This window comes from Bradyrhizobium cytisi, assembly GCF_008123515.1.
Lineage (GTDB): Bacteria > Pseudomonadota > Alphaproteobacteria > Rhizobiales > Xanthobacteraceae > Bradyrhizobium > Bradyrhizobium cytisi.
On the sequence record NZ_VSSR01000002.1, the window covers coordinates 48,246 to 70,345 of the forward strand.

At 64.7% G+C, this 22,100-nt stretch carries 21 protein-coding genes; 12 read left to right on the forward strand and 9 right to left on the reverse strand.

Annotation, left to right across the window (positions count from 1 at the left end):
• Window positions 1–110: 110 nt before the first annotated feature.
• Together FXB38_RS00885 and FXB38_RS00890 are read left to right on the forward strand one after the other, a co-directional pair.
• The gene (locus FXB38_RS00885) at window positions 111–887 is read left to right on the forward strand and encodes an SDR family oxidoreductase (protein ID WP_148748899.1); all 777 of its coding nucleotides are present in this window, start codon (window positions 111–113) and stop codon (window positions 885–887) included.
• Between the two features lie 119 nt (window positions 888–1,006).
• Window positions 1,007–2,425 carry an amidase gene (locus FXB38_RS00890; RefSeq protein WP_148748900.1) on the forward strand — a complete coding sequence of 473 codons (1,419 nt, stop codon included), beginning with the start codon at window positions 1,007–1,009 and terminating at the stop codon, window positions 2,423–2,425.
• Between the two features lie 148 nt (window positions 2,426–2,573).
• On the opposite strand, the gene FXB38_RS00895 is transcribed toward FXB38_RS00890, so the two are convergent.
• Together FXB38_RS00895 and FXB38_RS00900 are read right to left on the reverse strand one after the other, a co-directional pair.
• Entirely contained in the window at window positions 2,574–3,680 is a 1,107-nt protein-coding gene (locus FXB38_RS00895) for an amino acid ABC transporter permease (RefSeq protein ID WP_148748901.1), read from the reverse strand.
• 2 nt (window positions 3,681–3,682) lie between these two features.
• Window positions 3,683–4,870: an amino acid ABC transporter permease gene (locus FXB38_RS00900; RefSeq protein WP_148748902.1), complete on the reverse strand. Its 1,188-nt coding sequence runs from the start codon at window positions 4,868–4,870 to the stop codon at window positions 3,683–3,685.
• Between the two features lie 88 nt (window positions 4,871–4,958).
• On the opposite strand from FXB38_RS00900, the gene FXB38_RS00905 reads away from it, so the two are divergent.
• The 4 genes from FXB38_RS00905 to FXB38_RS00920 all read left to right on the forward strand — a co-directional run bounded on the left by FXB38_RS00905 (window position 4,959) and on the right by FXB38_RS00920 (window position 9,008).
• Complete coding sequence (locus FXB38_RS00905) at window positions 4,959–5,831, forward strand: MurR/RpiR family transcriptional regulator (RefSeq protein ID WP_148748903.1); 873 nt, start codon at window positions 4,959–4,961, stop codon at window positions 5,829–5,831.
• 2 nt (window positions 5,832–5,833) lie between these two features.
• Window positions 5,834–7,183 carry an aspartate aminotransferase family protein gene (locus FXB38_RS00910; protein ID WP_148748904.1) on the forward strand — a complete coding sequence of 450 codons (1,350 nt, stop codon included), beginning with the start codon at window positions 5,834–5,836 and terminating at the stop codon, window positions 7,181–7,183.
• Window positions 7,184–7,195: 12 nt separating this feature from the next.
• Window positions 7,196–8,209, forward strand: coding sequence for an amino acid ABC transporter substrate-binding protein (locus FXB38_RS00915; RefSeq protein WP_148748905.1), 1,014 nt, complete (start codon window positions 7,196–7,198; stop codon window positions 8,207–8,209).
• Between the two features lie 148 nt (window positions 8,210–8,357).
• The gene (locus FXB38_RS00920; RefSeq protein WP_148748906.1) at window positions 8,358–9,008 is read left to right on the forward strand and encodes an aspartate/glutamate racemase family protein; all 651 of its coding nucleotides are present in this window, start codon (window positions 8,358–8,360) and stop codon (window positions 9,006–9,008) included.
• Here the strand turns inward: FXB38_RS00920 and FXB38_RS00925 are convergent.
• Window positions 9,005–9,652: a TetR/AcrR family transcriptional regulator gene (locus FXB38_RS00925; protein ID WP_148748907.1), complete on the reverse strand. Its 648-nt coding sequence runs from the start codon at window positions 9,650–9,652 to the stop codon at window positions 9,005–9,007. The two genes, FXB38_RS00920 and FXB38_RS00925, sit on opposite strands and share 4 nt — an antisense overlap.
• A gap of 156 nt (window positions 9,653–9,808) precedes the next feature.
• Between FXB38_RS00925 and FXB38_RS00930 the strand changes: the two genes are divergently transcribed.
• From FXB38_RS00930 to FXB38_RS00950, 5 genes are all read left to right on the forward strand, one after another.
• Window positions 9,809–10,018, forward strand: a complete 210-nt coding sequence (locus tag FXB38_RS00930) for a ferredoxin (protein ID WP_045008980.1) — start codon at window positions 9,809–9,811, stop codon at window positions 10,016–10,018.
• 78 nt (window positions 10,019–10,096) lie between these two features.
• Complete coding sequence (locus tag FXB38_RS00935; protein ID WP_148748908.1) at window positions 10,097–11,317, forward strand: cytochrome P450; 1,221 nt, start codon at window positions 10,097–10,099, stop codon at window positions 11,315–11,317.
• 32 nt (window positions 11,318–11,349) lie between these two features.
• A complete protein-coding gene (locus FXB38_RS00940; RefSeq protein WP_148748909.1) occupies window positions 11,350–12,672 on the forward strand; it encodes an MFS transporter in 1,323 nt (440 codons plus the stop codon).
• Between the two features lie 3 nt (window positions 12,673–12,675).
• Entirely contained in the window at window positions 12,676–13,335 is a 660-nt protein-coding gene (locus FXB38_RS00945) for a sulfite oxidase-like oxidoreductase (protein ID WP_148748910.1), read from the forward strand.
• A gap of 25 nt (window positions 13,336–13,360) precedes the next feature.
• Window positions 13,361–14,584, forward strand: coding sequence for a bifunctional alpha/beta hydrolase/OsmC family protein (locus FXB38_RS00950; protein ID WP_148748911.1), 1,224 nt, complete (start codon window positions 13,361–13,363; stop codon window positions 14,582–14,584).
• Window positions 14,585–14,593: 9 nt separating this feature from the next.
• Here the strand turns inward: FXB38_RS00950 and pdxR are convergent, their stop codons facing one another.
• Window positions 14,594–16,024, reverse strand: a complete 1,431-nt coding sequence (gene pdxR / locus FXB38_RS00955) for a MocR-like pyridoxine biosynthesis transcription factor PdxR (RefSeq protein WP_187434598.1) — start codon at window positions 16,022–16,024, stop codon at window positions 14,594–14,596.
• A 100-nt stretch (window positions 16,025–16,124) separates the two neighbouring features.
• Between pdxR and FXB38_RS00960 the strand changes: the two genes are divergently transcribed.
• Window positions 16,125–17,042: a DMT family transporter gene (locus FXB38_RS00960; protein ID WP_148748913.1), complete on the forward strand. Its 918-nt coding sequence runs from the start codon at window positions 16,125–16,127 to the stop codon at window positions 17,040–17,042.
• On the opposite strand, the gene FXB38_RS00965 is transcribed toward FXB38_RS00960, so the two are convergent.
• From FXB38_RS00965 to paaE, 5 genes are read right to left on the reverse strand one after another with little or no spacing between them, the layout of a single operon-like run.
• Entirely contained in the window at window positions 17,021–18,079 is a 1,059-nt protein-coding gene (locus FXB38_RS00965) for a YeeE/YedE family protein (protein WP_148748914.1), read from the reverse strand. The two genes, FXB38_RS00960 and FXB38_RS00965, sit on opposite strands and share 22 nt — an antisense overlap.
• A 2-nt stretch (window positions 18,080–18,081) precedes the next feature.
• Window positions 18,082–19,086, reverse strand: coding sequence for a quinone oxidoreductase family protein (locus tag FXB38_RS00970; RefSeq protein ID WP_148749021.1), 1,005 nt, complete (start codon window positions 19,084–19,086; stop codon window positions 18,082–18,084).
• A 52-nt stretch (window positions 19,087–19,138) separates the two neighbouring features.
• A complete protein-coding gene (paaK, locus tag FXB38_RS00975; protein WP_148748915.1) occupies window positions 19,139–20,470 on the reverse strand; it encodes a phenylacetate--CoA ligase PaaK in 1,332 nt (443 codons plus the stop codon).
• Between the two features lie 40 nt (window positions 20,471–20,510).
• Complete coding sequence (gene paaI, locus FXB38_RS00980; protein ID WP_148748916.1) at window positions 20,511–20,960, reverse strand: hydroxyphenylacetyl-CoA thioesterase PaaI; 450 nt, start codon at window positions 20,958–20,960, stop codon at window positions 20,511–20,513.
• 55 nt (window positions 20,961–21,015) lie between these two features.
• Window positions 21,016–22,098, reverse strand: coding sequence for a 1,2-phenylacetyl-CoA epoxidase subunit PaaE (paaE, locus tag FXB38_RS00985; RefSeq protein ID WP_148748917.1), 1,083 nt, complete (start codon window positions 22,096–22,098; stop codon window positions 21,016–21,018).
• Between the last annotated feature and the right edge of the window lie 2 nt (window positions 22,099–22,100).

Here is a 22,100-nt window from a genome sequence, read left to right on the forward strand (position 1 = left end):
CTGCAATGGACCAAAGTCAACGGCAGTGCAACGCTGCACTGCAATGTTGACCATGGCGCAGCCGTGCGCCTACTGATTTCATCCCTGTTCCCACCCTGCGAGTACCTCTCATGGATCTGCATCTGCGTGGCAAGCGCGTCCTCATCACAGGCGCGTCCAAGGGCATTGGCGCAGCCGCCGCCGAGGCGTTTGCCGAGGAAGGCGCTCATCTCCTGCTCGCCGCGCGCAACGGCGAGCAGCTCGAGGCGCTGGCCGACCGCTTGCGCTCGGCGCATCAGATCGATGCCGCGACCAGCATCGTCGATTTACGCAACGCCGAGGATTTGGCGCGGCTAGCCAGGGAGGCCGCCGACATGGACGTGCTCGTCAACAATGCCGGCGACATCCCCGGCGGCTCCATCGACAAGATCGATGAAGCCATCTGGCGCCACGCCTGGGAATTGAAAGTGTTCGGCTATATCAACCTGACGCGGCAGATCTACGCGCAGATGAAGGCCCGGGGCGGCGGCGTCATCGTCAACGACATTGGTGCTGCCGGCGAAAAATTCGACGCCAATTACATCTGCGGCAGCGCCGGCAATGCCGCGCTGATGGCTTTCACCCGCGCGCTCGGGGGAAAAAGCCTCGCCGACAACGTTCGCGTGGTCGGCATCAATCCCGGCCCGGTTGGCACCGACCGTCACGTTACACTGCTGAAGACGCGCGCAAAGCACCAGTTCGGCGACGAGAACCGTTACAAGGAATTCCAGAAGAGCCTGCCGCTCAGCCGCCCCGCACATCCGCGCGAGATCGGCGACCTCATGGCGTTCCTGGCGTCGGATCGCGCCGGCTATACGTCGGGCGTGATCTATACGGTCGACGGCGGCATCAGCGCAGGATGGGGTTAACTCTATCCGCGTCATTGTGAGCGAAGCGAAGCAATCAAGACCGTCCCCGCAGATGCATTTCTCGATTGCTTCGCTGCGCTCGCAATGACGAGGCCTTTTCATGAGCAGGAGCAAAATAGTTGTCTCAAGACCTGATCCGCGAAACCGCCTGCACCATCGTCGACAAGCTGCGCTCCGGCGATGTCTCTCCACTCGAATTGCTGGATGTCGTGGAGAAGCGCATCAGTGCGGTCGATAGCACGGTCAACGCGCTGCCGACGCTGTGCTTCGATCGGGCGCGAGATAGCGCCAAGGCGCTGATGCAGAAGCCAGCCGGCGCGCGCGGGCTGCTCGCGGGCTTGCCGGTGCCGATCAAGGATCTGACCGATGTCGCCGGCGTGTTGAACACGCAGGGCTCGCCCATCTTCAAGGACAACATTGCAGCGAAATCCGACCTCATGGTCGAGAACCTCGAGGCCAATGGCGCGGTCGTCTACGCCAAGTCGAACACGCCAGAATTTGGCGCCGGCGCCAACACCTTCAACGAAGTGTTCGGCGCGACGCTCAATCCCTGGGACACCTCGAAGTCGGCGGCCGGCTCCTCCGGCGGCGCTGCGGTGGCGCTCGCCACCGGCATGGCCTGGCTGGCACAGGGCTCCGACATGGGCGGCTCGTTGCGCAGCCCCGCGGCCTTCTGCGGCGTGGTCGGCATGCGGCCGAGCATCGGCCGCGTCGCCCATACTCCCAAATCGGGCATCGATCGCAATCTCGGCGTCGTCGGCCCGATGGCGCGCAATGTCGAGGACCTCGCGCTGCTGCTGGACGCCATGAGCGGCGACTATGCGGACGATCCGCTGTCGCTGCCGGCGCCTGCGACCTCTTTCCTGTCAGCGGCGCGCTCGGGCACGAAGCCGAAGCGTATCGCCTACTCGCCCGATCTCGGCATCACGCCGGTCGATCCCGAGGTCAAGGCGATCACGCGCAAGGCGGCGGAGCGCTTCGCGGAAGCCGGCGCCATCGTCGAGGAGGCGCATCCCGACTGGCGCGAGGCGCATGAATGCTTCCACGTGCTGCGCGCCTTCGATTTCGCGATCACCAAGGCCAATCTGCTGCGTACCAAGCGCAACCTACTCAAGCCCGAGGTGATCTGGAACATCGAGGAGGGCCTTAAGCTCACCGTCGAACAGCTCGCACGCGCCGAAGCACAGCGCGTCGGCATGACCGCGCGCGCAATCGAGTTTTTCAAGACCTATGACCTGTTGCTGACGCCGACCACGATCGTGCCGCCGTTCCCGATCGAGAACCGCTATGTCGCGGAATGCGCCGGCAAGACCTTCGAGAATTATGTCGAATGGCTCGGCATCGTCTATGCGATCACGCTGGCCTGCTGCCCGTCGCTGTCGCTGCCCTGCGGCTTCACCGCCTCCGGCCTGCCGGTCGGCGTGCAGGTCGTCGGCGCACCCCGCGCGGACGCGCAAGTGATCGCGGGTGCGAAGGTGCTGGAGGACATTTTGGGCCTGCGCGGGCAGACCCCGATCGATCCGCGGGTGAAGAAGTAAGGCACTCTCTTGCCCGGACGCAGCGCAGCGCGCCTTCGCGGTGCGCTGCAGAGCCGGGGCCCATCTCTCCGGGGCCTCCTGTGCGATCCTGGGTCCCGGCTCTGCGGCACAGCGCTCGCGCGCTGCTCCTTGTCCGGGACACCGGTCATCACCTCGCGCTCGTCGCCTCCAGGCTCCGGCTATAGCGCGACATCGCGAAGCAGAACACGAAATAGATCGCGGCAACGAAGATATAGACTTCCACCGAGAACTGCTGCCAGGCAGGATCGATGATCGCGGTCTTCGCCGTCGTCAGCAGGTCGAAGATACCGATGATCAGGACCAGGCTGGTATCCTTGAAGAAGGCGATGAAGGTGTTGACCAGCGGCGGGATGACATGGCGGATCGCCTGCGGCAGGACGATCAGCCGGTGCTTGCGCCAGTAGGACAGCCCGAGCGCGTCGGCCGCCTCATATTGCCCGCGCGGCACGGCCTGGAGGCCACCTCGGATCACCTCGGCAAGATAGGCGCCCGCGAAGAGAATGATCGCGATCTGCGCACGCAACAGCTTGTCGATGTTGAATCCGCTGGGCATGAACAGCGGAAACATCACGCTCGCCATGAAGAGAAGGCTCACCAGCGGCACACCGCGGATCAACTCGACATAGAGCACCGAGAGCGAGCGGATCGCCGGCAGCTTTGAGCGCCGGCCGAGCGCGACCAAAATGCCGAGCGGGAAGCCGAACGCCAATCCGAATGTCGCCAGGATCAATGTCACCGGCAGCCCACCCCAACGATCCTGCGAGACGAAGGACAGCCCGAACACGCCGCCCCACATCAGCACGCTGATCAGCGCGAGCGCGCCGATCCAGAGATAGGCCAATTCGCGCCGCCATAGCGCGCGGCGCGTGGAGAGAAAGAACAGCGCGATGAACAGCACGACGGAGAGCGCAGGCCGCCATTGCTCGTCGAACGGATAGGTGCCGAACAGGATGAAGCGGTACTTCTCGGGGATGATGGCCCAACACGCGCCGAGGCCGCGCGCGGCCTTGCAGGCGCTGGAATCATTGGCTGGTGCGAGCCAGACCGCGTTCGCGATGCCCCATTGCACGAAGCTGATCACGCCTTTCGCCAGCACCGCCAGCAGGACGACCGTCAGGATGCCGTTGGGGATCGACGAGAACAGATTGGTGCGCAGCCAGCGCAGCACCGGGTTGCCGATTTGGGGACGGCGGGCGGCGCGCGGCACGTCTGGCATGTCAGTGATCGCGGTCATGCTCAGCGCTCCGCCAGCGCGATGCGCGCATTGTACCAGTTCATGAAGAAGCTGATGCCGAGACTGATGGTCAGGAAGACGGCCATGATCAGCGCGATCGCCTCGATCGCCTGCCCGGTCTGGTTCAGCGTGGTGTTGGCGATCGAGACCACGTCCTGGTAACCGATCGCGACCGCGAGCGACGAGTTCTTGGTCAAATTGAGATACTGGCTGGTCATCGGCGGCACGATCACGCGCAGCGCCTGCGGCAGAATGATCTGCCGCAGCATGAAGCTGCGGCGCAGGCCGAGCGCGCTGGCGGCATCCCACTGCCCGCGTGGCACCGACTGGATGCCGCTGCGCACGATCTCGGCGATGAAGGCGGACGTGTAGGTCACGAGCGCGATCAGCAGCGCGAAATATTCAGGCGCGAGCGTCAGCCCGCCGACGAAGTTGAAGCCGCGCAGCGCAGGCCATTCGATGGTCCAGGACACGCCAAGCGACAACGACACCGCTACCGGCAGCACGGCAATGAGACCAAGTGCAAAGGGCCAAGCCGGCCGCGGCTTGCCATCGCGCACCTGCTGAGCGACCAGCCATCGCTGAATGACAAGGAATGCAGCGCAGCCCAGCACGGCCGTGCCGAGCACCCAGAGCTGTGGTGAGCCAACCGGGATCGCCGGCAGGATCAGGCCGCGGTTGGATAGGAAGACGCCCTCGACCGGCCGCCACGCCGCACGCGCAGCCGGCAACGCCTGCATCAGCACGTACCAGAACAGGAGTTGAAGCAGCAGCGGGATGTCGCGCAGGACCTCGACATAGACGGCCGCAAACCGGGATAGCAGCCAGTTCGTAGACAGCCGCGAGATGCCGATCAGTGTGCCGAGGATCGTCGCGAGCACGATGCCGATCACGGCGACGCGCAGCGTGTTGGCGACGCCGACGACGAAAGCCCAGAGGTAGCTGTCTCTCGGATTGTACGCGAGCAGGCTGTCGGAGATCGGCATCCCGGCCTCGCGGCCGAGAAAGGCAAAGCCGGTGGTGATGCGGCGAGCCGAGAGGTTGGTGACAGTGTTGGACCAGAGGAAGACGATGACGGCGACCGCGATGCCGACCACCAGCACCTGCCAGAACAAGCCCTTCAATTCGTTCGGCCCGAGCGCGCCGAAAAAGCTGCGGCGCGGCGGCGGCCTGGGGTCATCTGAGGTCACGGGCGCAAAAATCCTTCCTGACAGCAGCGATTTCCGGCGGCGCACGTCAACTGTTGCACCAATCCAGGAACCGTGCAACAAATGTTTCATGGCCGAGCCCGCGAAATTCTCGCCCCTGAGCGAACTCCGCATTGCGTTGCCATCGCTCCCCCTGCGCTTGCAGGAGGTCGGGCGTTTTGTCGCGGCCAATGATTACGACGCCACCACCCGTTCGATGCGCGACCTCGCGGCAGAAGCCGGTGCCGATCCCGCCGCATTCACGCGCCTTGCGAAGGCGATCGGCTATTCCGGCTGGGACGAATTGCGCGCCGCGCTGACCGAGGCACGGCGGCCGTCGCAGACCTCGCCCTTTTCGGCTCGCGCCAAGAGCCGCCGCCACGGCCCGAACGCCGATGTCGCGCTTATCTCCGACAAGCTCGAGGCCGAAGCCGCGGGCCTGCCGCGCATATCCGCCCACGCGATCGCGGACGCGGCCCGCACGCTGCACGACGCGAAACGGATCTGGATCACCGGCTATCGCAGCTGCCGCAGCGTCGCGGAATTGCTCAACTACGAGCTAAGGCTGTTCCGCCCCGAGCAGGTGCAGATCGTCGGCGCGTCCGGCCCTGACGATCTCGATCTCGGCGCATTCCGGCCCGACGAGGCCGTGATCGTCATCGGCTTCATGCCCTATACCAATGCCAGCGTCCGGGTCGCGCAGGCCGCCTATCGCGCCGGCGCGACGCTGATCGCGATCGCCGACAGCGTGGCCGCGCCGATGGCCGAGGGCGCCGACCACGTCCTGCTGTTCGAAGCCGCCTCCTCGCCCGGATTCTTCCCGAGCCTCACCGGCGCGATCGCGATCGCGCAGTCGCTAGCCGCCGCGACGTTCTTGCTCGGCGGCACGGCTGCGAAGAAGCGCCTCCAGGATACCGAGGCGCGGCTTGCCGCCACCTCTACCTACGTCTCAGAGAAAGGTTGACCATGAGCACTCGCACCAGCCGCGTGCTGCACCGTTCGCTGCGCGAAACGCCGCCCAAGGCGATCGGCGGCGAGGGCGTCTACCTCTTCGCCGAAGACGGCCGCCGCGTGATCGACGCGTCCGGCGGCGCGGCGGTGTCCTGCCTCGGGCATCAGCATCCCCGCGTGATCGCGGCAATGGCGAAGCAGGCCTCGACGCTCGCCTATGCGCACACCGCGTTTTTCTCCTCCGAGCCGGCCGAGGCGCTTGCTCAAACGCTGGTCGGGCATGAGCCCGGCGGTCTCGCCTACGCCTATTTCGTCAGCGGCGGATCGGAGGCGATCGAGGCCAGCATCAAGCTCGCGCGGCAATATTTCATCGAGCGCGGCGAGCCGCAGCGGCAGCATTTCATCGCGCGGCGGCAGAGCTATCACGGCAACACGCTCGGCGCGCTCGCAGCCGGCGGCAACGCCTGGCGCCGCGCGCCCTATGCACCCCTGCTCTCGGCCGCGTTCAGCCACGTGACGCCGGCCTTTGCCTATCACGAGGAGCACGACGGTGAATCCGATGCGCAGTTCGTGGCGCGGCTCGCCGCGGAGCTTGAAGCCGAGTTTCAACGGCTTGGCCCTGACACTGTTGCGGCGTTCCTCGCCGAGCCCGTCGTCGGCGCCACAGCCGGCGCGGTGACGGCGCCGGACGGCTACTTCAGGGCCGTGCGTGAGATCTGCGACCGGCACGGCGCTCTTCTCATTCTCGATGAGGTCATGTGCGGCATGGGCCGCACCGGCACGACGCATGCATGGCAGCAAGAAGGCGTCGCCCCTGATATCCAGGCGATCGCAAAGGGGCTTGGCGGCGGCTACCAGCCGATCGGTGCAATGCTCGCGAGCGGCAAGATCATCGACACAATCCGTGCAGGGTCGGGCGCGTTCCAGCACGGCCACACTTATCTCGCCCACCCCCTCGCCTGCGCGGCGGCGCTTGCGGTGCAGGACGTGATCCGCGAAGACAATCTGCTCGACCGGGTCAAGGAGCGCGGCAAGCAGCTCGAGCAGCGGCTGACCGAACGCTTCGGCAATCATCGCCATGTCGGCGACATCAGGGGACGCGGGCTGTTCTGGGCGATCGAGCTCGTCGCTGATCGTGCCAGCCGCACCTCGTTCGATCCAGCACTCAAGCTGAACCAGAAGATCAAGGCTGAAGCCTTCGCCAACGGACTCGGCTGCTATCCTGGCGGCGGCACCGTGGATGGTATCCGCGGCGACCATGTGCTGCTGGCGCCGCCCTATATCGCTTCGGCCGACGAGATCGATCTGATCGTCGACAAGCTCGGCACGGCCGTGGACAACGTATTGCGTAGTGTCAATCACTGAGGGGAGAGTAGCATGATGAGGACAATGGTTATCGCGGCGAGCGTGCTCACCGCATCGACGGTCGTCGCGTCGGCGGCGACGCTCGACACGGTCAAGAACCGCGGCACGCTGGTGTGCGGCGTCAGCGCGGGCTTTGCCGGTTTCTCGGCGCCGGACTCGCAAGGCAATTACAATGGCCTCGACGTCGACTATTGCCGCGCGCTCGCGGCCGGCGTGCTCGGTGATGCCAACAAGGTGCGTTATGTCTCGCTGACCGCGCAGAACCGCTTCACCGCGCTGCAATCGGGCGAGATCGACGTGCTCTACCGCAACTCCACGCAGACATACTTGCGCGGCGTCACGTTGGGCCTGCGGCAGGGACCGATCAACTTCTACGACGGCCAGGGTTTTGTCGTGAAGAAGGACCTCGGCGTGAAAGAGCTGAAGGACCTCAAGGGCGCCACCGTTTGCGTCGCGCAGGGCACGACTCATGAGGTCACGCTTGGCGATTACGGCCGCGCCAACGGCATCGACTGGAAGCCGCTGGTTTTCGACCGCGTCGACACCATGTACCAGACCTTCTTCGGCGGCCGCTGCGATGCCATGACCCAGGACGCCTCCGCGCTTGCCGGTGCCGTGACGACCGCGGCGCCGAACCCGGCCGACTACGTCGTGCTGCCGCAGACCATCAGCAAGGAACCGCTCGGGCCCTTTACCCGCAATGGCGACGAGGTCTGGAGCGACATCATCACCTGGCTGCATTACGGCCTGATCGAGGCTGAGGAGCTCGGCGTCACCCAGGCCAATGTCGACGAGATGACGAAATCGCAAACCCCCGCGATCCAGCGGCTGCTCGGCTCCTCGGGCGATCTCGGCTCGCGGCTTGGTCTCGACAACAAATGGCTGGTCACCGCGATCAAGGCCACCGGCAATTACGGCGAGATCTATGAGCGCAATGTCGGCAAGGCGAGCCCGCTCAAGCTCGAGCGCGGCCTCAACGGCCTCTGGAGCAAGGGCGGCTTGATGTACGCGGTGCCGTTCAAGTAAGTGTCTTCCGTGTCCCGGACGCGCTGCAGCGTGCAACGCTGCTGCGCTGAGCCGGGACCCAGCGGCCACAATGGGCCCCGGCTCAGCAGCGCAATACTGCGCATTGCGCTGCGTCCGGGGCACGAGACCTACCAGGTAGTCACGTTCAATGACGACGCCCCCTCGCATCGCCCTGATCCACGCCCTCAAGCACTCCATCGGCCCGATCGAGGCGGCGTTCGCGCAGGCGTGGCCGGAGGCGCGGCTGATGAACTTGCTCGACGACAGCCTGTCGGCGGATCTGGCGCGCGACGGCAAGCTCAACGATGCCATGACCGAGCGTTTTCTTGCGCTCGGCGATTATGCGGCAGCGACCGGGGCGAACGCGATCCTGTTCACCTGCTCGGCCTTCGGCCCCTGCATTGAGGCCGTCGCGCGCGCGCATGCGCCGATGCCGGTGCTCAAGCCGAACGAAGCCATGATCGAACGGGCCGTGACGATGGGCAAGAAGATCGGCCTGCTCTCGACCTTCCCGCCAACGCTGGTCTCGATGCCGCCGGAGTTTCCGACCTCGGTCCAGATCGTGCCAAAGCTTGCCGACGGCGCGCTTGCCGCGCTCGACCGCGGCGACCGCGCCACGCATGACCGGCTGATCATCGAGGCGTCAAAGGATTTGCGCGACTGCGACGTCATCGCGCTGGCGCAGTTCAGCATCGCGGCAACCGCACCGCTCGTCGCGGAGGCTACGGGCCGCCCGGTCGTGACGACACCGGATAGCGCGGTCGAAAAGCTGATGCGGCTGCTGAAAGCGAAGGCTTAAGCGCCCGCCTTCTTGCGACGCTGCGCGTCCTTGATCGCAACCGCGAGCGCGGCCTTCGTCTCGTTCACAAAGTCCTCGACCAGTTCCTCGCGCGTGGCATGTGCGGCCTCGCCGGTGAACAGACCCTGCTCGGCCAGCATCACCACGCCGTGCAGCGCGGCCCAGATCTTGAGTGCCTGCCGCTCGCGCAAATAGCCGACCGCAGGCGCTTCCAGCGCCTCGATGACGAGCGAAAATGTGTCGCGCGTGGCCTCGTGCAGCTCGCTGCCCTTGGCTGCGCAAGACACCGTGCGCGAGGCAAACATCAACCGGTAGATGCCGTTGCGGCGTAGGCCGAAATCGAGCGTCGCCTGCGCCAGCCGCGACAGCTTTGATTGCTTCGACGGCTTGGCCATTGCCTCACGCAGAATCGCGCTGAGCTGCCGGAACGCCTTCGCCGTCACCGCGGCAAGCAGCGCCTCTCGGTCAGCAAAATGCCGGTACGGCGCCGGTTGCGAAACACCGAGCTGCTTTGCCAGCGCCTTGATGCTGATCGCTTCCGCCCCGCCCTGCTCGGCCTCGCGCAGCGCGACCTTGATCAGGGCGTCGCGGAGATCGCCATGGTGGTAGGTATTGTGCGGCTTGCGGGCAAGTTGTGAACGCATGTTGCGCCGAGCCTATAAGTTTGCGCTTGACAGGGGAAGCCTGTCGCGAATGTAATAGACTATAACTTAAAGCCAGCGGCAAATGCCGCGGATAAAAATTTACATGAGGAGCGCGCGCCACCTTCCGGCCGCGCGTATACGACCGAGGAAGCCGCAATGACGGAGCGACTGAGGGTTCGCGTCGATCCCGACAAATGCCAGGGCCATGCCCGCTGCAAGGCGCTGGCGCCAGAGCTGTTCGAGCTCGACGAGTACGGCAACGCCCACGAGGCCGGAGACGGCACGGTTCCACCGGGCCTTGAGGACAAGGCCTGGCTTGCCAAATCCAACTGCCCGGAAATCGCGATCGATGTGATCGAGGAGTAGCGCGGCGCCTGCCCGCGCGCGCTTTGCGTGCCTTCAGCGAACACGAGCCCCAAGGGATATTCAAGGGATTTTACTGCCATGTCCGACGTCAGCCAGCCCGCCGCCCATCCGCCCGTGACCGACTGGGTCAATGACTTCGACCACACCGATCCGCAATGGACCGACGATCCCTTTCCGATCTGGGAAGAGTTGCGCGCCGCGAGCCCGGTCGTCCATACCGGGCGCTTCCTCGGCTGCTACATGCCGACGACCTATGAGGCGGTGCGCGAAATCGCCAACGACACCGAACATTTTTCGTCACGCCGCATCATCGTCCGCGACGTACGGCCCGAGGTCGCCAGGAACGCGGCCCCGCCGATCACTTCGGATCCGCCCGTGCACAAGCCGGCCAAGCAATTGCTGCTACCGCCCTTCACGCCGGATGCGATGAAGAAGCTGGAGCCGCGGATGCGCGCAATCTGCAACGAGCTGATCGACGGGTTCATTGCCGACGGCAAGGTCGATGCCGCAGCGCAGTACAGCAAATACATTCCGGTTCAGGCCATCGCGCACATGCTCGGCATTCCCGAGTCTGACAGCGATCTCTTCATCAACTGGATCCACATGATCCTGGAGCTCGGCATCAAGGACGAGAACAGATTGCTCCAGGCGGTGCAGGAGATGAGCGCCTATTTCAGGACGCATATCGAGGAGCGGAGGTCGAAGCCGACCAACGATCTCATCTCCTATTTGATGAATGCAAAGGACAAGGAAGGCCAGCCGCTGGAGGAGTCGCACGTGCTGGGCTCTCTGCGGCTGCTCCTGATTGCCGGCATCGATACCACCTGGAGCGCGATCGGCTCCTCGCTCTGGCATCTCGCCCGGACGCCGGCCGATCGCGAGCGGCTGATCGCCGAGCCCGGGTTGATCCCGATCGCCGTAGAGGAACTGCTCCGTGCCTATTCGCCGGTGACCATGGCTCGTGAGGTCGTCAAGGAGACCACGGTCTCGGGCTGCCCGGTCAAGACGGGCAACATGGTGCTGCTGTCCTTCCCGGCCGCCAACCGGGACCCAAAAATGTTTCCGGACGCTGACAAGGTCGTGATCGACCGGCGGGAAAACCGCCATGCCGCCTTCGGCCTCGGCATCCACCGCTGCGTCGGTTCCAATTTGGCGCGGATGGAGATGCAGGTCGCGCTCGAGGAATGGCTGAAGCGGATTCCGGACTTCCGGCTCGACCCAGCCGGCACCGTGACCTGGTCGCAGGGCACGGTACGAGGCCCCCGCCAGTTGCCATTTCTGCTTGGAAAGGCGATGTAGGCTCCCAACACATGATTTCTGGGAGGCCGGACGTGACAGAGCAAGCAATCAAACCGGGCTCCGACCACATTGACATCGCCGACGCAGAGCGCCGGATCAAGGCGATCTTGATCGGCTCGATCGGCAATCTCGTCGAGTGGTACGACTTCTACGCCTACACGGCGTTCGCGCTCTATTTTGCCCCGGCCTTCTTCCCGGGCAGCGATCCCGTCGTCCAGCAATTGAACGTCGCCGTGGTGTTCGCGGCAACCTTCCTGATGCGGCCGCTGGGCGGTTGGCTGTTCGGCTACATCGCCGACCATTTCGGGCGGCGGATCTCACTGACGCTGTCAGTCGTCTTCATGTGCTTCGGCTCGCTGATCATCGCGGCGACGCCGACCTATGCCACGATCGGCTTTGCCGCCCCGGTGATCCTGGCGCTGGCCCGCGTGATCGAGGGCCTGAGCCTCGGCGGCGAATATGGCACCAGCGCCACCTACCTGAGCGAAGTCGCCGATCCCAGGCATCGCGGCTTCTATTCGAGCTTTCAATACGTCACGCTGATCGGCGGCCAGCTCACCGCGATCATCGTGCTACTGCTGCTGCAAAAGGTCTTCCTGACGCCCGACGAGCTGAAGGCCTGGGGCTGGCGGATTCCGTTCGCGATCGGCGCGGCGCTCGCGATCTTTGCCGCAGTGATGCGGCGCAATCTGCAGGAGACCGAGGCGTTCGAGGAAGCCAAGAAGGTGGTGAAGCCGACCGGCTCGATCACCAATTTGCTGCGGTATCCGCGCGAGCTGCTACTCGTGGTCGGCCTCACTGCCGGCGGCACCGCGGCGTTCTACACTTTCACCACCTACATGCAGACCTTCGTGAAGCTCTCGGTCGGCTTGACCGAAGACCAGACCACCTTCGTGATCTTCGGCACGCTGATCTTCGCGACCATCCTGCAGCCGATCTATGGTGCGATCTCCGACAAGATCGGCCGCAAGCCGCTGTTGATCTTCTTCGGCGTCGCCGGCACGCTCGCCACCGTGCCGCTGCTGATGACGCTGAAAGAGACCAAGTCGCCATTCGTGGCGTTCATCCTGATCTGCGCCGCATGGCTGTTCGTCGCCGGCTACACCTCGATCAACGCGGTGGTGAAGGCCGAGCTGTTCCCGACCAACGTCCGCGCGCTCGGCGTCGGCCTGCCCTACGCGATCACGGTCTCGATCTTCGGCGGCACGGCGCCCGCGATCGCGCTCTATTTCAAGAGCGTCGGGCACGAGGAATGGTTCTACTACTATCTCGCCGGCGTCATCTTCCTGTCGCTGATCATCTATTCCACCATGCGCGACACCAAGCATGCCTCTGCGATGCACCGCCACGAGTAGCTCATGGCCGACCAGACGCCATACGACAGCAAGCTGACGCGCACCAAGGAGAAATGGGCGCGCGAGGGCCGCTTTCTCACGGGTAAGGTTACGCGCTCCGAGGATCAGCGCCTGCCGCCCGGCCAGCATCTGACGAAAGACTGGCCGGTGCTCGACCTTGGCGTCCTGCCGCCGGTCTCGCGCGATCGCTGGCGGCTCGACGTCTACGGCGCGATCGAGAATCCCGTGTTCTGGACTTTTGCGGAGCTCGCCGCGCAAAAGCAGGACCGGTTCACCTCCGACATCCATTGCGTGACGACCTGGTCGCGTTACGACAATGAGTGGGAAGGGCTCGCAACGCGCGAGCTGCTGGCAGCCTGCCAGCCGCGCGACGATGCACGCTTCGTCGTGCTGCATTCCTATGACGGGTACACCACCAACCTCGCGCTCGAAGACTTTGCCGCCGAGGACGCGCTACTCGCCCACAGCTGGTCGGGGCAGCCCCTGTCGGACGAGCATGGCGGCCCGGTGCGGCTGGTCGTGCCGCATCTTTATTTCTGGAAGAGCGCAAAGTGGCTCCAGGCTATCGAATTCCTGACCGACGACGCGCCGGGCTTTTGGGAGGTCCGCGGCTATCATAACCGCGGCGATCCCTGGGCCGAGCAGCGCTATTCGGCCGACTAGGCTCAAGCAAGAACGGGGGAAGCCCATGACGACGGAACGCTTTCAATTCACCGGCGAAGGCGGCCATCAACTCGCCGCCGCGCTGGAGCTCCCTGACGGCGAGCCCGTAGCTTACGCACTGTTTGCCCACTGCTTCACCTGCGGCAAGGACACGCTGGCGGCCAAGCGCATCTCGGTCGCCCTCGCCGCCAAAGGCATCGCAGTGCTGCGCTTCGACTTCACCGGGCTCGGCTCCAGCGAAGGCGAGTTTGCCAATTCGACGTTCTCCTCCAATGTCGCCGATCTCGTGCATGCCGCCGATCATCTGCGTGCGACCCGCAAGGCGCCGTCGATCCTGGTCGGGCACAGTCTCGGCGGCGCGGCGATTCTGGCGGCCGCCGGAAAGATTCCGGAGGCCAAGGCGGTCGCGACCATCGCGGCGCCGTCCGATCCTGCTCACGTCACCGGTCTCTTTAGAGAGCATCTCGACAATATCCGCGCGCAGGGTGAGGTCGAGGTTTCTCTCGCGGGCCGCCCGTTCCGGATCAAGCGCGAATTTCTCGACGACATCGTCGAACACGAGCTGATGAAGGACGTCACCGGCCTGCACAAGGCGCTGCTGGTGATGCATTCGCCGGTCGACGATACCGTGGGGATCGACAACGCGACAAAGATTTTCGTCTCGGCGAAACATCCCAAGAGCTTCGTCTCGCTCGACCATGCGGATCACCTGCTGACCAGGCCGGCCGACGCGCTCTATGCGGCCGATGTGATCGCTGCCTGGGCGAGCCGATATGTCGACACGGCAAAGCCCGCGAAAGCGATGGACCTCCCTGAGGAACCGCGGAAGGTCGTGGTCCGGGATGCCCGCAAGAGCAAGTTCAACCAGATCATCACAGTCGGACCGCATCATCTGGTAGCGGACGAGCCGGTGGCGGCTGGGGGTGAAGATGCAGGTCCCGGGCCCTATGATTTCCTTCTCGCCGGTCTCGGTGCCTGCACCTCCATGACCATGCGCCTCTATGCCGACCGCAAGTCGCTGCCGCTCGACCGCGTCACCGTCACGCTGAAGCATTCAAAAATCTATGCCAAGGACTGCGCGGAGTGCGAGACGCGCGACGGCATGCTCGACCAGATCGAGCGCGATATCGCAATCGACGGCGCGCTCGACGTTGAGCAGCGCAAGAAGCTGATGGAGATCGCCGACAAGTGCCCGGTGCACCGGACGCTGACCTCGGAGATCCGTATCGTCACGAAGGCGGTTGACTAGCGCGACTGCCTAGAAACATGACGCCATCGTTCGCACCGCTGCGCTGATCTCGCTCTCGCGCCAGGCCGCAAAGCCGAGCAACAGGCCATTATCGCGCGGCTTGCCCAGCGCCAGGCTGGACAGGGCGCGCGTTTCAACGCCTGCCTTGACGAGCCGCTTCACCGCCGCCTGATCGGTACGACTGCGCTTGAGGCGGGCGACGAGCTGGATGCCGCCCGATGGCACCTCGACCAAGAGCACCTCACCGAGATTGCGCTCCAGCCCCTCGACGAGGTGATCGCGGCGCGCGTGATAGAGTCGGCGCATCCGACGCAGATGCGCCAGAAAATGCCCATCAGCGATAAACTCGGCGAGCGCTTCCTGGATATGACTGGACGCGATCAAGCCGATATGCCGCTGTGCGATCTCGAATGTGCTGACCAGCGCCGGCGGCACCACCAGATAGCCGAGCCGGATATCCGACGTCATCGCCTTTGAGAACGTGCCGACATAAAACACGCGGCCATGGGCGTCGAGCCCCTGCAAGGCCGGCACCGGCCGGCTGTCATAGTGGAATTCACCGTCATAATCGTCCTCGACGATCCAGGTCTTGCCGGGCCTGCTTGACCTGAGAAACTCGGTGCGGCGGGCCAGCGACATCAGCCGTCCGGTCGGGTGCTGGTGCGACGGCGTCATGAAAACGAGTTTGGGCACGGCCATTCCCGGCATCGGCTGCATGCCCTGCTCATCCAGCCCGATGCCGGTCACGCGCGCGCCAGAGGCGCGGAAAGCCGCCGCGGCGCCGGGATAGCCGGGATCCTCGACCCAGACGTCGTCGCCCGGGCTAACGAGCGCAGCCGCTATCAAGGTCAACGCAGCCTGTGCGCTTGGCAGGATCATGATCTGGTCGGCCCTGGCGCGAACGCCTCTGCTGGTCGCGAGATAATGCGCCAGCGCCTCGCGCAGGCGCGCTCGGTTGAGCGGACCAAGCTCGCGCTTGGCGGCGCGCACGGCGCTGCGGCGCAGGCAGCGCGCCCACACCTCGTTCGGAAACTCCCTGAAATCGCCATGCCCCGGCCGCAACGGCTTGAGCGGAGCCTGATAGGACATCGGCCAGTCCGTCTGCTTGAGCTGCGAAGCCCAAGGCGAGAGCTGCGGCCTGGCGGAGCGAACGTGCGAAGCGGCGGCGCCAGCTCCTTCGACGGGCTCAGCACCATCGACCGTCACTACAGGACGACGTCCGTGCGACGCCTGGAGATATCCCTCGGCGGCGAGCTGCTCGAACGCATAGGTGACAGTGTTGCGCGAGACGCCGAGATCGCTCGCAAGCCGGCGGCTTGACGGCAGCGCGCGACCTTTGGCGAGGCGGCCGGTCGCGATCAGGCTCCGGAGTTGGCTGGTCAGCTGGGCCACCAGCCCCTCTTCCTCGGTCCGGCTCAGGTCGATCAGACCGGAGATCATGCTTTCTGAAACTGGCACTTTATTCCTTTCAGATCTGGCACTTTTTCAGGTGCCAGCTGGGATGCTATCTCGCAGACCGCACTGCTTCAAGGATTCTGCGATGAACTCTTCCCTCTCTCCCCGCACGGCAATCGGGCTGTTCCTCATCGTCGTGCTGGCCTGGGGCGTGAACTGGTCGATCACGAAGCAGCTCGTGCAATTCCTTCCGCCGCTCTGGACGTCGGCGATCCGGAGCTGGATCGCGCTGGCTGGGTTGTTCGTGATCCTGGGACTGAGCAACAATCTTGTGATCCCGGAGCGGCGCGACATTCCTGTGGTCTTGAGCGTGGCGCTGCTGCACATGACGGTGTTCTCGGTTCTGGTTGCGGCCGGTGTGCGCTTCCTGCCCGCGAGCAAGGCCGTCGTGCTCGGCTACACCACGCCGCTCTGGGTTGCGATTGCAGCACCCTTGCTGGGGGAAGATACGCTGACGGCGCCAAAGCTCGCGGGCGCCCTGCTCGGACTGATCGGGCTAGCCGTGATCCTGAACCCGGCATCGATCGATTGGACCAACACAAACGTCGTGCTTGGTGCCGGCATGGTGATCCTGGCCGCGATCTCCTGGGCCGCGAACATCATCTATATCCGCGCGCATCGCTGGATCGGCTCCCCGCTCCAGCTCCTGATCTGGCAGGTGCTCGTGGCAACCATCGTGCTCACAGGGTCGGCGCTGATCACGGACGGCCTGCCGCATGCGGAGTGGTCGTGGAGGCTCGTGCTGCTGTTCCTGTACTCCGGCCTGATCGGGACAGCGCTGGCCTATTGGGCGATGTCGATGGTCAACAAGAGTATCTCCGCCTTGACGACCTCGCTCGGCACCACCGGGACGCCGCTCGTCGGTATCGCCAGTGCGGCCGTCCTGCTGGGTGAGCCAATCGACATCAGTCTGGCCGTTGCGGCCGGACTGATCGTGGCCGGCATTGGCCTTGCGACGCTGGGCGACCGGCTGCTGCGCCGTCAGGCCACCGCGAGCGGCTGAACGCGCAAGCTTCCGCGCAGGCCCGCCGTCGTACCGAGCAGGATGCCGGCAACCGCAATGAACGAGCCCAGTGCGAGCGTCGATATGCCCGTGAGCCCCTGCCCGATCGAGCAGCCAAAAGCCATCACGCCGCCGATCCCCATCAGCGCGGCGCCGCCGGCCGAGCGCAGCATGTGGCGCGGCGAGGAATAACCTTCGAGATGGAAGCGGCCCGTGGTGAGCGCAGTGACCAGACTGCCGGCAAAGACGCCGGCAACGGTCGCGATGCCGAAGTTCGGTGTCAGGCCCGTCGAGAGCATCGCGTATTGCAGGCTATCGGCGATCGGCGCGACGAAGGTGAGCGAGGTCACCGGGACGGGATTGAAGTCGTCGGCGCCGAGATAGCCGGTGACGTACCAGCCAGCGGCGACGAGAAGGCCTACGATGATGCCCGCCGCGATCTGACCCGGCGAGCGGCGAAACGCCGGATGGGCAAAGGCAAACAGGACCAGCGCTACGACGATCGCGGCAGCGCAGAGTACGCGAGAAAGAGCTTCACCAAGACCAAGCGTCGTCAACAGCGTGGGCAGCGAATTGGCGCCGGCGGTGGTTTGGGAAGCCTGAACCAGCGCAATGCGCGCTGGCGCGATCAAACCTTTGAGCGTCATCTGCGCGGCAATGGCGAGCACGATCACGACGACGAAGGAGCGGAGATTGCCGCCGCCGAGCAGCACCAGCGCGCGCGAGCCGCAGCCGTTCGACAGCACCATGCCGTAGCCGAACAGCAGGCCGCCGAGGAACAGCACCGGTACCGAAAAGGTCGGCTGCAGGTAGATCGACTTGCCCAGATCGACCATGCCTTCGCCGGCGAGGAATTGGCTCATGGCAATCGCGACCGCGATCGCCAACGCATAGCTACGCACCAGCCGCCCGTCTCCCGCCGCCAGCCATCCGCGCATGCTGCTCATCAGGCAGAAACCGCTGAGCAGGCCGACGGCACCATAGACCAGGCCGATGACGAGGCCGGCGATGATGACGAGTTGGGCGGGCGAGTCCATGATTACGGCTTCAGGATCACGCGATCACGCGAGGAGCCGGCGACCGCAACGTAGGCTTCCTTCGCGCGCTCGAGCGGATAGATCGCATTCGCGTTGATTGGGAACGGCCTCAGGTGGCCGCCCGCAAAGCCCGGACCGAGATCGTGCAGCACGGCGCCCGTTGCGGCCGACGACAGGCCGAGCGTGTCGATGCCGACATAGGTGTGCTGTCCCCGGTAGAATTCGAGGATGTTGAACTGCACGATCCGGTCGATCGCGGCGATCAGGATCTGGCGGCCGCGCAGCGCGAGCGACTTGTGCGCGGCCTGAAAATAGGGATCGCCGACGGTGTTGAAGACGATGTCGGCGCCGTTGCCGCCGGTCAATTCGCGCACGCGTGTGGCGGCATCGACGGCGGAAGCGTCGATGACCTCGATCGGCGCATTGCTGTGGCCTTCATAGGCTTCCGCCTTGCGCACCACGCCGACGACGCGCGCACCCTGCCAGGTCGCGATCTGCACCGCGGCCTGACCGACCTTGCCGTTAACGCCGAACACCAGAACCGTCTCGCCGCTCTTCGGCACGCCCGCGCGGCGAAAGCCTTCCATCGCGGTGACGAAGGGCACGCCGATGCCGGCGGCCTCCTCCCACGATACGCTCTTCGGCTTCTCCACGACCGCGTCAGCTTCGACCACGAGATGGCTCGCGTGCGTACCGTCGCGGCGGATGCCGAGATCACCCGAGGAGCCGAACACCTCGCGGCCGATCGTGCCGGCCGGCCCGTCGATCACCACGCCGGCGTAGTCTCGGCCGGGCGTACGCGGGAACACGGCATAGGGCATCAGCCCGGTGGCAGCCTTGACGTCGGACGGATTGACGGCGGCGGCCTTCACCTCGATCAGGAGATCGTTCGGGCCGCACGTCAGCATACGGCGCTCGACGCTGGGTGCAATCGCGGCGGCGTTTTCGGCCTTGGCATCGAGGCGGACGCAACGCGCCTCGACGGTTCTGGTATCGGCTGGCGACATAGGAAAGACCCGCGATTTCTCGCGGGCCTTGTCGCCTTTGGGGGCGGTCAAGTCAATCCTTCGGCCGCTTGTCGTAAAGGCGCTTGGCCTTGCCGAGCGAGCGCTCCAGCGTGGCCGGCGCGACGATCTGCACTTTGGAGCTGACGCCGATGGTGTTCTTGATATGGGTCGAGATCCGATCTGCTTGGTCGATGAGGCCTTGTCCATCCCAGCTTTCGGGGCGCGCCTCGGCGATGATGGTCAGTTCGTCCATCCGGCCTTCGCGGGTCAATTCGAGGATAAAGTGACCGCCGCACCAGTCGGTGGCGAGCAGCACCTCCTCGATCTGGGTCGGGAACAGATTGACACCGCGCAGGATGATCATGTCGTCCGAGCGGCCCGTCACCTTTTCCATCCGCCGCATGCCTGGCCGCGCCGTGCCTGGCAACAGCCGCGTCAGATCGCGCGTGCGATAGCGGATCACCGGAAAGGCTTCCTTGGTCAGCGAGGTGAACACAAGTTCGCCCTTCTCGCCATCCGGCAGCACCGCGCCGGTCACGGGATCAATCACCTCGGGATAGAAATGGTCCTCCCAGATGTGCAGGCCGTCCTTGGTCTCGATGCATTCCTGCGCGACGCCGGGGCCAATCACCTCGGACAGGCCATAGATGTCGGTCGCATCCATGTCGAAGGCGTCCTCGATCTCGCCGCGCATGGCGTTGGTCCACGGCTCGGCACCGAAGATGCCGACCTTGAGCGAACATTGGCGCGGGTCGAGCTTCTGCCGCTTGAACTCGTCCAGGATCGCCAGCATGTAGCTCGGCGTCACCGTGATGATGTCAGGCCGGAAGTCGTTGATCAGTTGCACCTGCCGCTCGGTCATGCCGCCCGAGATCGGCACCACGGTGCAGCCGAGCTTTTCGGCACCGTAATGCACACCAAGACCTCCGGTGAAAAGACCATAGCCATAGGCGTTGTGGATGATCATGCCGGTGCGGCCGCCGGCCGCCCGGATCGAGCGCGCCACCACCTCCGACCAGGTCTCGATGTCGCGTTGGGTATAGCCGACGACGATCGGCTTGCCTGTCGTGCCGGAGGACGCATGCACGCGCACAAGCTTCTCACGCGGCACGGCGAACATGTTGAAGGGATAGTTGTCGCGGAGATCCGTCTTCACTGTGAACGGAAACTTTGCGAGATCAGGAAGCTCGCGAAAGTCGGACGGATGCACGCCAGCCTTATCAAAAGCCTTGCGATAATGCGCGACGTTGTCATAGGCGTGCTTCAGCGACCAGGCCAGCCGCTGCTTCTGCAACGCCATGATCTCGTCGCGTGACGCGCGCTCCTGCGCGTCCAACTCGGCCCTATAGACGTGGCCGCCTTCCTTCAGCTTCGTCGAAGCCATTTTCGTTTCCCCACATTGATTTGTTCTCTTTATTGATTTCTTACTGTTCTTGCGCCGGCAACCACGTGCCGGGAATGACACGCGAATGCCCGCGGAATTCGGCTATGACGGTATCGCCGGTGGTGACACGCACGTCATAGATGCCGGAGCGGCCGCCGCGGGTGACCTCTTTTGCTTTCGCAACGAGCCGATCGCCGAGCTTGCCCGGCTTGATGAAGGTGATCTGGCCTTGTGCAGCCACAACACGGTCATTGTGCGAATTGCAGGCAAAGGCGAAGGCGGAATCGGCGAGCGTGAAGATGAATCCGCCATGGGCGATGCGCTGACCGTTGACCATGTCCGGCCGCACCGTCATGGCGAGCGTCGCAAAGCCCGGGCCGACCTCGACGATCTCCATGCCGAGGCCCTTTGAGGCGTCGTCCTCCGCCCACATCACATCTGCACAGGCCCGCGCGACATCCTCAGGCGACAAGGCGGCTTTGACGTTCACGCGCTTCTCCCGACGAAATGCTTGCTCATGATGTTCTGCTGGTTGGCCAACACTGTCAAACGTGGTCGTAGTCGACCACGACCCGCTCCGACGATGGCTTGGCCTGGCAAGTGAGAACAAAACCCGCCTTCAGCTCCCACGGCTCCAGTGAATAATTGGTGTCCATCGGCGCCTCGCCCTCCACCAGCTTCGCCCGGCAGGTCGAGCACATGCCGCCCTTGCAGGCGAAGGGAAGATCGACGCCCGCGCGCAGCGCAGCATCGAGAATCGCTTCGCCGTCAGCGACCGGCACGTCGCGGCGCTTGCCGTCGATGATCAGTGATGCGATCGCCTTCGGCGGCGCATCGGGAGCAACGATCTTCTTCGGTCGCGGCTTGCCGCCGAATTCGGAGACGAAGCGTTCGACATGGATGCGGTCGTCGGCGATGCCGAGATCGCGGCAGGTTGCCTCGATCTCCTCGCTCATGCCAAGGGGCCCGCAGACGAAGACGTGATCAACGCTCTCCGCCGGCACCAGCGAGCGTAGCAGCACCCTCACCTTGTCGTCGTCGAGCCGGCCATGCAGGATCGGGATATCCTGCTCCTCGCCCGAGATGACGTGAAAGATCGAGAGGCGGTCGATGAAGCGGTCCTTCAGCTCCTCCAGCGCCTCGAGGAACATGATGTTATCGGTCGCGCGGTTGCCATAGAACAGGAAGAAGCGGCTATTGGGCTCGCGCGCCAGCACGCCCTTCACGATCGACAGGATCGGCGTGATGCCGGAGCCGGCCGCGAAGCCGACATGGATACGCCCAGCATCCGCCGGCGGGACCACGCCGAAGCGGCCGGTCGGGGTCATCACGTCGAGCTCGTCGCCACTCTTCAGCTCATCGGCCGCCCAGCTCGAAAACGCGCCGCCGTCGATCTTCTTCACGGCAATCCGGATCTCGCCGTCGTCAGGGCCGGAGCAGATGGAATAGGAGCGCCGCACCTCCTCCCCGTCGAGTGTGGTGCGGAGCGTGAGATACTGGCCGGGGGTAAAGGCGTAGTCGCCGGCGAGTTCACCGGGGATCGCGAAGGTCAGCGACACGGCGTCAGAGGCCTCGCGGCGGAGGTCGTTGACGGCCAGGCGATGGAAGCGCGGTGCGGCTGCGGACATGG

Bases quoted from the DNA above. Each gene is read 5' to 3' on its own strand.
- FXB38_RS00885 (WP_148748899.1), top strand. From the start codon at position 111: ATGGATCTGCATCTGCGTGGCAAGCGCGTCCTCATCACAGGCGCGTCC.
- FXB38_RS00895 (WP_148748901.1), bottom strand. From the start codon at position 3,680: ATGACCGCGATCACTGACATGCCAGACGTGCCGCGCGCCGCCCGCCGT.
- FXB38_RS00905 (WP_148748903.1), top strand. From the start codon at position 4,959: ATGGCCGAGCCCGCGAAATTCTCGCCCCTGAGCGAACTCCGCATTGCG.
- FXB38_RS00910 (WP_148748904.1), top strand. From the start codon at position 5,834: ATGAGCACTCGCACCAGCCGCGTGCTGCACCGTTCGCTGCGCGAAACG.
- FXB38_RS00915 (WP_148748905.1), top strand. From the start codon at position 7,196: ATGATGAGGACAATGGTTATCGCGGCGAGCGTGCTCACCGCATCGACG.
- FXB38_RS00920 (WP_148748906.1), top strand. From the start codon at position 8,358: ATGACGACGCCCCCTCGCATCGCCCTGATCCACGCCCTCAAGCACTCC.
- FXB38_RS00925 (WP_148748907.1), bottom strand. From the start codon at position 9,652: ATGCGTTCACAACTTGCCCGCAAGCCGCACAATACCTACCACCATGGC.
- FXB38_RS00930 (WP_045008980.1), top strand. From the start codon at position 9,809: ATGACGGAGCGACTGAGGGTTCGCGTCGATCCCGACAAATGCCAGGGC.
- FXB38_RS00935 (WP_148748908.1), top strand. From the start codon at position 10,097: ATGTCCGACGTCAGCCAGCCCGCCGCCCATCCGCCCGTGACCGACTGG.
- FXB38_RS00945 (WP_148748910.1), top strand. From the start codon at position 12,676: ATGGCCGACCAGACGCCATACGACAGCAAGCTGACGCGCACCAAGGAG.
- FXB38_RS00950 (WP_148748911.1), top strand. From the start codon at position 13,361: ATGACGACGGAACGCTTTCAATTCACCGGCGAAGGCGGCCATCAACTC.
- pdxR (WP_187434598.1), bottom strand. From the start codon at position 16,024: ATGATCTCCGGTCTGATCGACCTGAGCCGGACCGAGGAAGAGGGGCTG.
- FXB38_RS00960 (WP_148748913.1), top strand. From the start codon at position 16,125: ATGAACTCTTCCCTCTCTCCCCGCACGGCAATCGGGCTGTTCCTCATC.
- FXB38_RS00965 (WP_148748914.1), bottom strand. From the start codon at position 18,079: ATGGACTCGCCCGCCCAACTCGTCATCATCGCCGGCCTCGTCATCGGC.
- FXB38_RS00970 (WP_148749021.1), bottom strand. From the start codon at position 19,086: ATGTCGCCAGCCGATACCAGAACCGTCGAGGCGCGTTGCGTCCGCCTC.
- paaK (WP_148748915.1), bottom strand. From the start codon at position 20,470: ATGGCTTCGACGAAGCTGAAGGAAGGCGGCCACGTCTATAGGGCCGAG.
- paaE (WP_148748917.1), bottom strand. From the start codon at position 22,098: ATGTCCGCAGCCGCACCGCGCTTCCATCGCCTGGCCGTCAACGACCTC.